Source organism: Parabacteroides merdae ATCC 43184 (assembly GCF_025151215.1).
Lineage (GTDB): Bacteria > Bacteroidota > Bacteroidia > Bacteroidales > Tannerellaceae > Parabacteroides > Parabacteroides merdae.
On the sequence record NZ_CP102286.1, the window covers coordinates 2,932,124 to 2,945,660 of the forward strand.

The following is a 13,537-nucleotide window of genomic DNA, read 5'->3' on the forward strand; positions in this document are numbered from 1 at the left end:
TTTTGATCCGATGCCTATTTGTTTGTTTTTCGGTGATTGCCCGATTTTCCTCCCCCAAACGGCCATTATTACTGCATCGGCACAAACCCTTCGTAGCGAACCGTCCAGCTCCCGTCTTTCGGGAAACCGGGAGCCTCACCCTCCGAGCCGTCCCAACCGCCACACATCATGGCGACTGCCGTCAGCAACGCTCCGTTGGAAGGGAAATAGGGAAACGGACCGCCTGTCGCCAAACCATGTTCGTCGAACTGGAATCCGGCGGAAGGGTGCATCAGCATGTCAATAGCCAGTGCCGGCTGTCCCGTACGGGCGGCAGCCATTGCCAACATCGGGAAATCCCAACCCCAAATGCGGTTGAACTGCCATTCTTTGCAGACTTTCTCCAGCGTATGCTTGAAGGTCGGCAGGTCTACCCCGTCACCAGGCAACATGCCGTAGACACCGGTCAGGGCCGGATGCTCGTAGGTATATTTTGTCCACATATCGGGGATGCCCTCGTAGGTGGTATAGACGCCGTCGGCAACGGGAAGGGGCGCCATCTTCGAAAGTACTTCCTTCCATTTCTTCGTTCTTTTTTCCGACAGGCCCAGCCGGTCCGCCCATTCCAACGCCGTGCGCAAGCCGTAGCGGAAATAGCCTAACTCGAAAATCGGATTGATGGTCTGCAACGGGTCCGTATTCTCGGAAACGACAACGACAGGAGGACCCAGGACATATTGTTTCGTCTTTTTGTCGTAGAAAAGGTAATCTGCCATATAATCGGCCGTGTTCAGCACGACGTCTTTCCATTTCTCCAATGTTTCGGGAGCAGGTTTCTGACGGTATTGCATCTCGGCGAAGTAGATCGGATGGGGTTCGTGCCAGATCAGATAGGCATGGGCGCTACCAGGCCATTCGCGGTTGAAGTTTCCGGTGCACTTCGGCCAACGTGCACCACTGCGACCTTCGCTCTTGGCACGTTCGAGAGCCTTCGGCATAAAGTCCTTATAGACGTTCAGATAGTTATCAAAACATTCCATCCGGTTCCACAACCCGTAGTGCACACCATGCCACCAAATCATCTCGAAGTGGAAACGGCCGAACCAGCCGTTGTTCACCAGACCGGATTCCTGAGGTGGGAACAGTCCGCTTTCATTTGCACGCATCAAGTACTGCGAGAGGACAATACGCCGCTCCAGTTCCAGCCAGCGGGGATCTTTGCTTCCGGAGAGGTCGACGGCAGCTCCCGAACGCCAGTACTTCTCCCAACTGGCAGCACTCTTCCGTTCGATAGAGGCAACCGGCTCAGTCACATCGGCGACCGGTTCAGGAGAGAAGCAGCAGGTAAAGGAAAAGGTGGAAGTATGCCGGGGCTGGAGGAGGAAGGTATGCGCCTTTTCAGATTCACGGCTGAAAGTGGCAGGGCCGGTCCAGTCAAGGGTGGCGTAGTAGTGCGTGTCATCCATCGTACGGGTGATACGGACCGAGTTCGGAGCCAACTTCTCGAAGGTGGAAGTATGGCCAGAGATCGTGTCGTAGCGTCCTATGTAATGTTTGAAATAGCGTCCGTCGGGATAAGGAAAGTCGAGATAGATGCTCATATTACCATCGTTCAACAGTTCGGACTCGATACTGACTCCGATCATATCTTTATCGGGATGACAGACGGTACGCACTTTCACCTCTTTGCGGTTCAGTTCGAAACGGCTATAGACGACACCTGTCCACAGATCGATTTCCTGCCGGGCATTGCCCAGGTCAATTTCCCGCGCTTCCGTACCGTCTTCACGCAGTAGACGGAAACCGATACGGCCCAGGTTATAGCGATGAGGGTTCTTGGTCAGCCATTCGGACAGCTCGGGCTGGTCGGGATTGCGGAGTTCATAAGCAATCTTTTTGCCGTGCGTCTCCACGGCAACCGGACGGTAATCTTCGGCTCTCATCCCTTCGGGGAGGGGAAAACTGTGCCAGCTCCAGTCGGACAGGGTATTGAAGGGGACGAAGGTCTGCAATCCGGTTATATCCATCCCGAAGGCAAACTTGCCGTTACCTACTTGTGCCGGACTTTTCAGAAGCGTCCCGGTCGTACACACGCGATGCCGCTTGACAACGGCCTCCCGGTCAATGGGCTCTCCCATAACAGACAAAGGTAAAAAGACCGACAGGCAAAAGAGGCTGACTAAACTTATCAGTTTTTTCATGGTAGTTATCCTTTTATATGTTTCTGTGGATAAAGATAAGAGATTGCCGCCAAGCCTCAGTTTACAGTTCTGACATTTTTCCTTCGATTTCTGGTAAATAATAGTTTACTTGTTACTTTTGGCTTGATCCAAAAGTAACCAAAAAATCAAGGCTTAACCGTCCGGTCTACTCCGGGCAAAGGGCAGGCAGCATCGGCCATCCTTGAGTACCAGAGAAGACCGGTCCTACTATATTATATATTGCCGGTCTTCTTCTTCCAAACCAGGAAGAAGGCTAAAACAACGATTGTTATGGCAAAGCCGATAATCTGTGAAATGCCGTTTTCCATGCCTAAGCCTTCAGGAGCGACAAAGATGTATGTCGAGCAGACAGCCGTCATAAACAAAGCCGGAATCAGCGTAACGATATAGGGCTTCTTCGAGATCACCAAGTAGACAGTCAATGCCCATAAGGTAAACACCGCGAGTGTCTGGTTACTCCAAGCAAAATAGCGCCAAATCATATCGAAACCATCCTTGTCTTTCTGGCTGTAAAGCAAAAGAGCGATAGCCACCAAGAACAAAGGAATGCAAATCATGAGCCGCTTGGAGACACTGCGCTGTTCAAGATGCAGAAAGTCCGCCACAATCAGGCGGGCCGAACGAAACGCCGTATCACCGGAGGTAATTGGGGCGGCGATCACACCTAAGACTGCCAATATACCACCTACCGTACCGAGCCATTCTTTCGTAATACTGTCGACGACAACGGCAGCATTGTTTTCACCCATACCATTGTTATGATAGAAATAAGTAGCAGCAGCAGCCCAGATCAACGCAACGATACCTTCCGTAATCATGGAGCCGAAGAAAATAGGACGTCCGTACTTCTCATTCTTGATGCAACGGGCCATCAACGGACTTTGTGTCGCGTGAAAACCGGAAATGGCACCGCAGGCAATGCTGACGAACATAATCGGGAAAATAGGCAGATGACCGGGATAGGTGTTCGGCATCCCGTCCGTGATTTCAGGCAACGGCGGATGATTGACGAACAACATCACCAGAATGCCGATCGCCATAAACAACAAAGCGGCAGCAAACAAAGGATAGATTTTCCCGATAATCTTATCGACCGGCAACAAGGTCGCCAGGATGTAATACAAGAACACGACAATGATCCAGAAAGTAGTATCCAGATGTTCCGGTGTCAGCTTTGCCAGCAAGCCGGCAGGCCCGGCCACAAACACGGAGCCGACCAGCACCATCAGGATTACCGTAAAACCACGCATGAACTGCTTGAAGTTCACGCCCAGGTAACGGCCGATAATCTCAGGCAAGCTCTCCCCGTTATGACGCAGGGACAACATCCCGGACAGGTAATCGTGTACTGAACCGGCAAAGATACTTCCCAACACGATCCACAGGAAAGAAGCGGTTCCGAACTTCGCTCCCATAATGGCGCCGAAGATCGGTCCCAGTCCGGCGATGTTCAGAAACTGGATCATAAAGACTTTCCAAGTTGGCATCGGAATATAATCCACGCCGTCCTGGTGCGTATAGGCAGGAGTCTGCCGTTTGGCATCTATGCCGAAAATACGTTCGATGAATTTACCGTAGATGAAATAACCTACGATGAGTGCAATAAGGCAACAAACAAAAGTAATCATAATCGGTAATTGAAAATGGAAAATTGAGAATTGAAAATTAGATTGATAAGGATACAACAAGGGAGAGAAAATGGAAAACTGAAAAGTAAAACAATTCTTCTTTATCTTTCAATTTTCCATTTCCAATCTTCAATTCAGAAGTTTTTTAACGACTTCCGAGATCATACGTCCTTCGGCTTTTCCGGCTAATGCCTTGGAGGCAATGCCCATTACCTTACCCATGTCCTTCGGACCGGTAGCCCCGACCTGTGCAATGATTGCCTTCAGCTCGACTTCCAGCTCTTCGGCAGACATCTGTTTCGGCAGGTACTTTTCGATAACGGCTACCTGTGCCAGTTCGACATCGGCCAAATCCTGACGTCCCTGCTGCACGTAGATAGCGGCGGAATCCTTACCCTGTTTGACGAGCTTTTGCATGATCTTCAATGCATCGGCATCTGTCAATGTATCGTTGGCTCCCGGAGCGGTCTTCGCTTCGAGGAAAAACTTCTTCACGTTTCTCAGTGTTTCAAGGGCGACTTTATCTTTCGCCTTCATTGCGTTTTTAATGTCTTCGCTGACTCTTTCGAACAAATCCATAGTTTTGTAAATTAAAGAATTAAGAATGAATAATTAAACCTTCGCGTATCCAACTACTCATCATTAATTTTTCATTATTTATTATCAATTAGTCATTATTCATTACCTAAAACTAATAACTGTGCCGCCAGATTTAGGCTTCTTGTTTTGGTTAGCGGCAGGCGAGGTGAACGACATGCCTTGGGTACGTACCGGTTCCTCACCCTTCCGGCGTATCTGCTGCACGTCTTTGGCAGTCCGCTTGTAGGCAGGTTTGTCTTCCATGAAAGAGATCAGAGCGTCATCGTCCAATTCGTCGACGGCAAATACAACGATTTCGGCATTCGGACGCGAGTCGATATATTCACCGTAATAACGTCCCATCAAGGCATCTTCTTCCGCTCGTCTTTTTCTTTCCGCTTCTTCCTTCTCTGCCATTTCGCGCAGTTGTTCTTCTGTGACAAGCTCCTGCTGTTCCGTCTTGGTCAGGATATCTTCCAACCCGAAACCGGTCACCAAGATCGTAATCTTGATCTTATGCCCTAAACTGTCATCATAACCATGTCCCCACTTCACCTCGTATTCAGTCTTGAATTGCGACATGAAATCATGTATATCGTCCATTTCACTGATACGAAGTTCGTCTTCATGGCTATAATAAATGACAAACGCTACCCGTTTAGCATTGAAAATATTGTTCACATCGTTGACCAACGTACTCTCCAAAGCTTCCGTAATCGCTTGTCGCAAACGTCCTTCTCCTTCTCCGAAACCGATACTGATCAAAGCGACTCCACTGTTACGCATCGTCGTGTCGACATCGGCAAAGTCGACATTCTGTTCCAAATCGGTCGTCACGATTTCGGCTATGCTCTTGGCCGCGATTGTCAATGTTTCATCCGCTTTACGATTCGCCTGTGGAACCGGCATGTCGGCAAAATTTCTCAATCGCTCATTGTTAATCACTAAAAGCGAATCGACATTCTGCGCCATATTTCTGACACCACGGAGCGCTTTCACGATTTTCGGCCGTCCTTCAAAGACAAAAGGTATCGTAACGATACCGACAGTCAGAATCCCCATATCTTTAGAGATCTTAGCGACTACCGGCCCGGCTCCTGTTCCCGTACCACCCCCCATTCCGGCCGTAACAAAGGCCATACGAGTACCGTCATCCAACATCCGGTAGATGTCTTCTTCACTTTCCAAGGCGGCTTTTTCTCCCACTTCCGGAACATTCCCCGAACCAAGTCCATGCGTCGTATTCTGTCCGATCAGCAATTTATTAGGAACCTCCGACTTCTGCAACGCCTGATTATCGGTATTGCACAATACGAAAGATACATCCCGGATACCTTCGCGATACATATTGCTGACCGCATTACCACCACCGCCACCGACACCGATCACCTTGATGATTGTCTGAGGCGCTTTTGCCAAATCAAAATCGTATGTATTATCGTCCATTGTCGTCTGTCTTTTATTGTTACCGATTATTGCTCATCTTTCAAGGCCTTGTCAATGCCTTCTCCCACCTTATCCACCGCATTTTTGAAAAGGTCGCCGATACCCCAGCCCTTACGGTTCTTTTTCTCTTCCTCCTTCTTTGTTCCGGAATTGCGGTTCTTAGTCGTAGCCGCTGACTGCTTTTCAACAGGCGGTTCCTCCTGCTTTTCTTCTATTTCAGCGATCACGGGTTCTTCTTTCGGCTCGATCTTCGGTTCTACCACTTTCGGTCTCTCCGGTTCGGGAGCGATATAAAGGGCGCAGTTCTCCGTTCCTTTTAGCAACAGGGCGGCTGCGGTCGTATACTCGGGATTATTGGCAATCATCTCGCCGTCGGCAATCAGATCTTTCCGGACGGAAGCATAACGAACATCCATCTTGAAACGTTCGCTGAGGGCTTCACGCATGTTCTTCAGAGCGGCTCCGTTGCCGGCAATCACGATGCTGTAACCGGGATCTTTCGCCACTCCCGCATCTTCCATGCGGGCGTATATGTTTTCGATGATCTCACGGCTGCGGACTTCCACCACCATATTGATATCCGAAAGTTTGATCTCGCTCGAATGCTGTCCGTCGGCCAAGTCTACCGTGACCATCTGCTGTTCGTTATCTTTTTCCCAGATAGCGTTGCCGTAGGTGCGCTTGACACGTTCCGCTTCCTTCTCCGGCATACCCAAGGACATCAAGTCGCGAGTGATCAGATGGCTGCCCAACGGAATAACGTAGAGACCGGCCAGACTGCCATCCTTGTACATCGTGACAGAGGTGACGCCTGCACCGAAGTCGATCAACGCACACCCCTTCAATTTCTCCTGTTCCGTCAGGATCAGGTCTGCCAACGCCAGCGGCGCAACAACAACACCAGCCACATCGAGCTTGATCTGCTCCGCCATGTTCGTGGTTACGGCATGACGAAGAGACGGACGGCCAACGAGCAACTTATAGTGGGCTTCAATACGCGAACACCCCAAACCTATCGGATGGGTTTCCGGCTGGTTGTCGAGATAATAAACGGGAGCGGCTATATCCAGCACGTCCAGCATATCGGGACGATACTGCCGGCATTCCTGATCCAGTTCCTTCAGCACCTCTTCAGTCACCGTACCGCTACCGAGCACTTTCGACACGGCATGGTTAATCGAACGAAGCGACTGGCCTCCCACCCCGACATATATCTTACCGATACGGGAACCGCCCAATTTGTTTTCCAGTTTGCGGATCAACCGCACGATCTTGCCGGCCGCATCTTTTATATTATATACACATCCTCTTCGTATACAGGTATCGGAGTTCTCCACTTCGTAGGCAATGATGGAAAGTGTCCCGGCAGGGCCTTTCGCGCCTACCATGCCGACCATGTGAGAAGAGCCAAGGTCGATGGCCGCTATAAAGTCTGTGTATGCCATATTCTCTATCTTTTAGTACAAACAATCTGATCCTTATATTTTAAACTGATAATGCTGTACTTCTCCCACCCCACCTTCGGGATCGCTTTCTCGTAGAAGAGCCGGAGATTGTCCAGCTTCTCCTCGAAATCAGCAAAGGAGCCCAGTACGATACGATGGTTACCGACCCGCGGAATCAGCTCCACCTCGTTATCAGGATGAACGTAAATCTGTTCTATCTGATTATTCCAGAAATCATTCTCCTGCAAAAATAATGCAAATTTGTATAAGTCGGTTACCGCCAGCTCTTTTTCCACATATCCGCTCACAACCGGAACGTGCGCCACATAACGGCGGCTGACAGGCATCGTGCTTCCCAGATTATCCACATAATAGTTGCCTCTCGGACTTATCACACGCAAGATAGGAATTTTTTGCTCCACTTCCAATTTAATCATGCCGGAAGGAGTCTTGTAAGCTTCCACACGGGCAATCATTTCGTTTTTCAGCAATTCGTTTTCAATCCGGTCGGTGTTGATCTCGTCCATCGGCCTCTTGATCGGGTTCAAGTCAGCCTTCTTGAGGATATGCACCAAATCGCTCTCGCTCACAAAATGCTTGTCAAGGCTGTCCACGACCACTACTTGCAGGTCACGGCACAACTCCTTCTGCCTGCTTTCCCGAAAGAAGAAGGAGACAAACACGATGTAGCAGAACAACAGTGTTGCAACGATTATGGATACGATACGGATCACGATTTATTCTTTTTTATCCAATATTTGTTTTACCGGATCTACCAACAGTTCAATATTGCCGGCTCCGACCATCAGGACGACTTCGAACTTACCGGCTTCGGCAGCCACCACGTCCAACAGTTCCTCCTTGCGGATCAACCGCTTGTCGGCAATGGTCACGGCATCGAAGATAATCTGTGAAGTGACACCCGGTATCGGCTCCTCACGCGCCGGGTAGATATCCAGCAGTATCAGTTCATCCAGGAGCGAGAGGCTGGCGGCAAAGTCGGCGGCAAAGTCACGCGTACGGGTGTAAAGGTGCGGCTGGAAGATACCGGTCACCTTGCGTCCGGCATACAGCTCCTTCACGGAAAGGATACTTGCCTTCAGCTCGGCAGGATGATGGGCATAGTCGTCGATCAGGACGATATTTTCTTTCTTGAGATGGAAGTCGAAACGACGGCGCGGACCGGCAAAGGTCGCCATACCATGCTTGATCTCCTCCGGTGTCACACCGTTCAGCCAGGCAAGGGCGATAGCGGCAACTCCGTTCTCGATGTTTACTTTCACGGGCACGCCCAGCTGTATGTCGGGGATGCGGACATCAGGACCGACAAAGTCGAAGAAGATTTCGCCACCTCCGATGCGGACGTTCTCCGCATAAAAGTCGGGACTTCCAGTTGAGAGTTGAAAGTTGAAAGTTGAAAGTTCTTTTGCGTCGAAAGCGCCGGTATAAGTATAAAACTTCACGCCTTCCTGCAGGCGGGGAGTGACGTTGATGCTTTGTTTCATAAGCAGGCAACCGTCCGGGCGGATCAACGAGGTAAAATGTTCGAAACTTTCACGATAGGCTTCCGGAGTCCCGTAGATATCCAGATGATCGGGATCGGCCGCGGTAATAACGGCCATATAAGGTTTCAACCAATGGAACGAACGGTCGAACTCGTCCGCTTCTATCACGGTCAGGTCACTCTTGTCGGAAAGCATCAGGTTGCTGTCATAGTTCTTCAGGATACCGCCTAAGAAAGCATTGCAATCCACATGAGACTGTTTCAGCAGGTGGGCGACCATCGAAGAGGTCGTTGTCTTGCCGTGCGTACCGGCCACACACAATCCCCGGTTGCAACCAGTGATCTCGCCTAACACACGTGCACGCTTCATCACCTCGAAACCATTCCCCCGGAAATAGCAAAGCTCCGAATGGTCTTCGGGAACGGCAGGAGTATAGACGACCAGTGTCTTTGCCGGATCGGTAAAGTCGTCGGGGATCAGGTCGACATTGTCTTCATAGTGAATGGCGGCTCCTTCATAATTCAACTGCTCCGTCAGACCGGAAGGAGTCTTGTCGTAACCGCCCACCTTCTTTCCTTTCGAAAGGAAATAGCGGATCAAGGCACTCATCCCAATCCCGCCGGCCCCGATAAAATAGACAGCCGTTATGTTGTTTATATCCATATTTTCTTACTCGTTACTATTCTTTGTTACAAAGATACGATCTTCCCACCGTATTTGCCATAAAAGAACGGCATCTTCTTCAGAAAAGGCTATAGCTTTTCTTGTAAAAGACTATAACTTTTTTCACCAGAGGCCATAGCTTTTCCGGCAAAAAGTCATAGGTTTTTCTTTTCGATAATCTTGACGATCTCGTCCACTATGCGTTCCGCGCTCTGGTGCTGGGCCAATGTCGCGATGTTGCGGCCCAAGACACGGAGACGTTCGTCGTCGTGGATGATTTCGAGAGCCTTCGACACCAATTGCTGTTCGGCATCTTTGTCGGCCACCATGACAGCAGCATCTTTACCCACCAATGCCAAAGCATTCTTCGTCTGATGGTCTTCCGCCACATTGGGAGAAGGAACCAGGATCACCGGTTTCTTCAGCAGGCAAAGTTCGGAAATAGAACTGGCGCCTGCACGGGAGATAATCAGATCGGCCGCCGCATAGGCATAGTCCATACGGGTGATGAAGTCCGAGCACCAGATCGGCATTCCCCTGTAAGCCTTCAGATGTTTCAAGGCTTCTTCATGGTAATAGCGTCCGGTTTGCCAGATTACCTGTACGTCGACATCCGAAGCGAAAAGTTTATCCAGATCTCCTTGTATGCTGCGGTTGATCGTCCGTGCACCCAGACTGCCGCCAACCACCAGAATCGTCTTCTTATCCGGGGAGAGGCCGAAGAACTTCAAGGCTTCCTCACGCTTGTCCGACGCCTCTTCCAGATCCTGACGGACCGGATTGCCGGTCACGACGATACGGTCGGCCGGGAAGAACTTCTCCATGCCTTCGTAGGCGACGCATATTTTGCCGGCTTTCTTTGCCAGGAGCTTATTCGTGACACCTGCATAGGAATTCTGCTCCTGTATCAGGGTAGGGATTCCTAAGGAAGCAGCCATCCAGAGCGTCGGTCCGCTGGCATAACCGCCTACCCCCACGGCAATATCGGGTTTGAACTCCCGTATCGTCTTTTTGGCAAGCTTGAGGCTTTTGAGCAAACGGCCTGCGACACGGATGTTATTGGCCAAGTGGGCACGGTCGAAGCCGCTAACCGGCAACCCCACGATGCGATAACCGGCGGCAGGCACTTTCTCCATTTCCATCCGGTCATCAGCTCCCACAAACAGTATTTCCGCCTCCGGAAAACGTTTCCTGAAGGTATTGGCAATGGAGATAGCCGGGAAGATATGCCCTCCGGTTCCACCGCCGCTTATGATGATTCGGTACTGTTTCATATTTTAGTTTCTGTTGTTGTTTCTTCTATTGTCCGCACGGCCTCCAATGGATTCTCTTCACCCACGGGAGCTTTCGCGGTCGCTTCGAACGGTTTGTCCGAAACGGTATCAAGGGTTGCATCCGCGATCCTTTCGCTTTCCGGAAGCGTACCACCTTCGGCAACAGCAGCAGTCCCTTCTTCTTCCGGTGTTTCTTCCTCATTTCCCATATTGGCCCCGAAACGGCTAACGCTCAAGATGATGCCGATATAGGCGCAACTGATTACAGTCGACGTACCTCCCCGGCTGACCAACGGCAAAGGTTGTCCGGTCACCGGTATCAGGTCTACCGCCACCGCCATATTCGTCAAGGCCTGGACGACAACCAACAATCCGCAGCCCAGCACCAGGAATTTAGGAAAGAGCTTATCACATCTACGAGCAATCATCCCCACCCTGACAAGCAAGATGATATACAGGAGCAGGACAAAGACACCCCCGACGATTCCCATCTCTTCTATAATAATGGCATAGATAAAGTCCGAGTAAGCCTGCGGCAGAAAGTCGCGTTGCTGCCCATGTCCGGGGAACTTCCCGAACAGACCGCCACGTGCTAGTGCAATCTTGGCATGCACCACCTGGTAATCGTCACCGTCAATGCTGACAGCTCTTCCCGGTTCAAACTTGACGGCATCCGCCGGATCGGAAAAACGCTCGATACGTGCTTTCCAAGTGTGCACACGATCCGGCATCAAGTCGATCACCTTGTCCGGGGCAAACCGTATAAAACCCACTAACATCAAGACGCCGATGATACCCGCACCGCCCAATCTCAGCAGACGTCCGATGGATATCTGCCCGATGAACATCATCATGAAAGTCACGGCGAACAGCAGGATAGCGGTCGACCCGTTATTGAAGAAGATCAGAAAACAAACACCTCCAACGCCTCCCAAGATGTACCAGAACATCTGTTTATCCGTGAACCAATTCCGCTTGCTCAGGATAAACGCCGTATAACCGATAGCGGCTATCTTGGCTATTTCCGAGGGCTGGAAACGGATTCCGAGAATTTCCAGCCAACGAGGTTCCCCATTTACCACGACACCAACAAAGGGCGTAATGGCCAACAGAACCATCGAGACCGGCAAAAGCAAACTCAACAAGGAATAGAACCTGCACGGTATGTTGTGCATCAACAGTACAAGCACGAAACCTCCCAACAGGAAAGTCGCATGACGTACAATAGGAGCCCAATGATTCGCATTCTTATAAGCAATCGTACTGGTTGCACTGAAGACCTCGATCACCGAGACCAAACACAGGAACATGAAGATCACCCATATCACCCGGTCGCCCTTGAACAGTTTACTTGCTAAGTCCATTTCTTCGTCTTTCTTTACAGGTTACGCACACAAGCCTTGAACTGGTCGCCACGATCCTCATAGCTCTTGAAGAGGTCGAAGCTGGCACAGCAGGGTGACAACAGGACGGTATCTCCCTTTTCGGCCAGCTTATACGCTTTCGCTACGGCTTCTTCCATCGAACGGGCATCCTCGATAACAGGAACCTTCCCGTCGAAGAAACCATGCAGCTTGGCATTGTCCACACCGAGGAATATGAGGGCATGCACCTTTTTCTTCACCAGCTCTTCGATTTCGGAATAATCATTTCCCTTATCCGTTCCACCCAGTATCAAGACCAGCGGAGTGGTCATGCTCTGCAAGGCATACCAGCAGGAGTTTACATTCGTAGCTTTCGAGTCGTTGATATAATCGACTCCGCGCACACGTGCCACTTTCTCCAGGCGATGTTCCACCCCGGTAAAGTCGCTCAGCGAAGCCCGTAAATTCTCATCGTGGATATCCACCAATTTGGATGCGATACCAGAAGCCAGCGAATTATACAGATTATGCGTTCCCGATAATGCCAATAAATCTTCTTCCATTGTAAACGTTCCGTTTGAGGTTTCAATTATTATCTTTTTGTCTTCCGTATAGCCCTTTACGCCGGCTTCGTGAGTTTCGGCGAACGGGTAGAGAGTTGCCTGCGGATGGCGTTTGGCGATTTCGCGGGCAATAATGGGATCGTCGTTCCAGAATATGAAAGCATCTTCAGCCGTCTGGTTCCGGATAATGCGGAATTTGGCATCCACATAGTTCTGCATCTCGTAGTTATAACGATCCAGATGGTCAGGCGTTATATTCAGCAAGATGGCGATGTCCGCCTTGAAGTCGTACATGTTATCGAGCTGGAAACTACTCAGTTCGATCACGTAGACGGCGTGAGGATCTTCAGCCACCTGGAGGGCAAGGCTGTTCCCGACGTTCCCGGCAAGCCCCGCATCCACTCCCGCCTGCCGGAGGATGTGGTAAGTCAGCATGGTCGTCGTCGTCTTGCCATTGCTTCCGGTGATACAGATCATCTTGGCATCCGTGTACCGTCCGGCAAATTCTATCTCGGAGATGATAGGCGTACCTTTCTCCTTCAGTTTCTTTATGATAGGAGCCTTGTCGGGAATCCCCGGACTCTTGATAATCTCGTCGGCATTCAGGATGTCGGCTTCGGTATGCCGGCCCTCTTCCCAACAGATACCGTGGGCATCCAGCATATCCTTATACTTGGGTTTGATGGACGAGAAATCGGAAACGAACACATCGAATCCTTTCGCCTTTGCCAGCACGGCAGCACCTGCGCCACTTTCACCGGCCCCTAAGATAACAATCCTTTTCTTCATTTGATTTATGATTTCTTTATTCATTTATGATTTATGATTTATGATTTATGCGTCGATAATAAATCACAAATTATAAATCA

At 50.3% G+C, this 13,537-nt stretch carries 10 protein-coding genes; all 10 read right to left on the reverse strand.

Annotated features, from left to right (window positions below; all coding sequences use genetic code 11):
• Positions 1-68: 68 nt before the first annotated feature.
• Positions 69-2,180 carry a hypothetical protein gene (locus NQ542_RS12280; RefSeq protein WP_039849706.1) on the reverse strand — a complete coding sequence of 704 codons (2,112 nt, stop codon included), beginning with the start codon at positions 2,178-2,180 and terminating at the stop codon, positions 69-71.
• Between the two features lie 233 nt (positions 2,181-2,413).
• Complete coding sequence (locus NQ542_RS12285) at positions 2,414-3,829, reverse strand: carbon starvation CstA family protein (RefSeq protein ID WP_005634288.1); 1,416 nt, start codon at positions 3,827-3,829, stop codon at positions 2,414-2,416.
• Positions 3,830-3,958: 129 nt separating this feature from the next.
• Entirely contained in the window at positions 3,959-4,408 is a 450-nt protein-coding gene (locus NQ542_RS12290) for a GatB/YqeY domain-containing protein (protein WP_005634290.1), read from the reverse strand.
• Positions 4,409-4,510: 102 nt separating this feature from the next.
• Positions 4,511-5,854, reverse strand: coding sequence for a cell division protein FtsZ (gene ftsZ / locus NQ542_RS12295; RefSeq protein ID WP_005634292.1), 1,344 nt, complete (start codon positions 5,852-5,854; stop codon positions 4,511-4,513).
• A gap of 26 nt (positions 5,855-5,880) precedes the next feature.
• Positions 5,881-7,299, reverse strand: a complete 1,419-nt coding sequence (gene ftsA / locus NQ542_RS12300) for a cell division protein FtsA (RefSeq protein ID WP_005634294.1) — start codon at positions 7,297-7,299, stop codon at positions 5,881-5,883.
• A 5-nt stretch (positions 7,300-7,304) separates the two neighbouring features.
• Positions 7,305-8,033 (reverse strand): cell division protein FtsQ/DivIB, encoded by a 729-nt coding sequence (locus tag NQ542_RS12305; protein ID WP_005644573.1) that lies wholly within the window; start codon positions 8,031-8,033, stop codon positions 7,305-7,307.
• Between the two features lie 3 nt (positions 8,034-8,036).
• Positions 8,037-9,467 carry a UDP-N-acetylmuramate--L-alanine ligase gene (gene murC / locus NQ542_RS12310; RefSeq protein ID WP_005634298.1) on the reverse strand — a complete coding sequence of 477 codons (1,431 nt, stop codon included), beginning with the start codon at positions 9,465-9,467 and terminating at the stop codon, positions 8,037-8,039.
• A 155-nt stretch (positions 9,468-9,622) separates the two neighbouring features.
• Complete coding sequence (gene murG, locus NQ542_RS12315) at positions 9,623-10,741, reverse strand: undecaprenyldiphospho-muramoylpentapeptide beta-N-acetylglucosaminyltransferase (RefSeq protein ID WP_005634302.1); 1,119 nt, start codon at positions 10,739-10,741, stop codon at positions 9,623-9,625.
• Positions 10,738-12,105, reverse strand: a complete 1,368-nt coding sequence (locus tag NQ542_RS12320) for an FtsW/RodA/SpoVE family cell cycle protein (protein WP_005634304.1) — start codon at positions 12,103-12,105, stop codon at positions 10,738-10,740. Before NQ542_RS12320 ends, murG begins: the two co-directional genes overlap by 4 nt.
• A gap of 14 nt (positions 12,106-12,119) precedes the next feature.
• Positions 12,120-13,457: a UDP-N-acetylmuramoyl-L-alanine--D-glutamate ligase gene (murD, locus tag NQ542_RS12325; protein WP_173022414.1), complete on the reverse strand. Its 1,338-nt coding sequence runs from the start codon at positions 13,455-13,457 to the stop codon at positions 12,120-12,122.
• Positions 13,458-13,537 lie beyond the last annotated feature (80 nt).